Genomic DNA, 1302 nt, shown 5'->3' with positions numbered 1-1302 from the left:
AGGGTGTTTAGTCGGCAGACATGGGTAACACTTTGTCGGGAGACATAGGTTACACATTGGGCTTCCATTTTACGGCGAATCGCGCATGTCGATTCGCCGAATTTGCTTGTGGCAGAAGAACACCTCAAACACATCATCCATCGTGCTTGGCTTGATTGCCACCAGCTGTTCTCTCAGACCTTCACCAATAAAATGGCGCTGGTTTTTGAATGAAATTTCTCCCTTGTCGCTGACCTTGCGCACGGTGTCGCCCGATGGATATTCGATCAATGGCAGCACGCTCGGGAATGCCCTGCCGCTAGCGCGGTAGCGGCTGATCGGCGGTTGTTGCTCCAGTGCCTCGTGCGGACGTAGCGTGTTGTAACGGTCACGCCAGAGGTCAAAGGCAAGCTGGCAGGCATCGAGCGAATCGAAGCCGTTACGTTGCAGTAGTTCCAGCTTCAGCGTGCGATGAAATCGCTCATCCTTGCCTTGTGTTTGCGGATGATATGGCCGGCTGTGGCCCACGCGGATACCGAGCCGTATCAACCATACTTCCAACTGCGACAGCCCATCACGTCCCGAAGTACCCCACGGGGTGCCATTATCGGCCGTGATCCGCTCTGGCAAACCATATCGTTCAAAGGTCGCCTGCAACGCCGTTTGCACGGTAGTGCGCTGCTCGTTGCCGCAAGCGGTCAGACACAAGCTATAACGCGAGTGATCGTCGAGAATGGTCAGTGGATGGCAGCGTCCGGCACGTGCATCCGTCAGGGCGAAATGTCCTTTGAAATCCATCTGCCAGAGCAGATTGGGCGCTGCATGTTCAAAGCGTGACGGCGCGACCGCTTCCTGCCTGACGGGAGCGCCCAGGATGGCGCGTCCGTGACGGCGCAAGACGGCATCGATGGTGCTGTGATGGGGCAGTTTAAGGTCAGGCGGCAGCAAGGCGCGCAATTTGCGCGCACCCCAATAGGGATGTTCGGCATTGAGCGCCAGAATGGCCGCTTCGAGCGCAGCGTGCGAGCTTGCCGGTGAAGCATGCGGGCGACGCGATCGATCCTGTAGAGCGCCGTTGCCTTGTTCTCTGTGGCGTTCCAGCCACTTGTACGCTGTCTTGCGGCTGATCCCAAAGTTGCGGCACAGCGCCGCGACATTGGCGCCGGGCTGCTGTGCCAGCAGGACAAATTCCAGTCGGGTAGACATGAGGGTGGTTTCCTTCCAGGGCATTGCACGCTCCAGTTGGTGGCGGTGCAATCATCATAAAAGGTGTTACCCATGTCTCCCGACAAGTGTTACCTATGTGTCCCGGCTATACACCCT

General features: G+C 57.6%; 1 protein-coding gene. It reads right to left on the bottom strand.

Translation table 11 applies throughout. The features are described 5' to 3' along the window. Positions 1-69: 69 nt before the first annotated feature. On the bottom strand, positions 70-1209 hold the full coding sequence (locus AC0Z42_RS29695; protein ID WP_485471642.1) for an IS481 family transposase: 1140 nt from the start codon (positions 1207-1209) through the stop codon (positions 70-72). Positions 1210-1302 lie beyond the last annotated feature (93 nt).

The organism is Janthinobacterium sp. 1L-D-8-B-C4, assembly GCF_057291295.1.
Note: the sequence above shows the minus strand (reverse complement) of the source record. Positions and strands in the feature narration are given on the sequence as shown.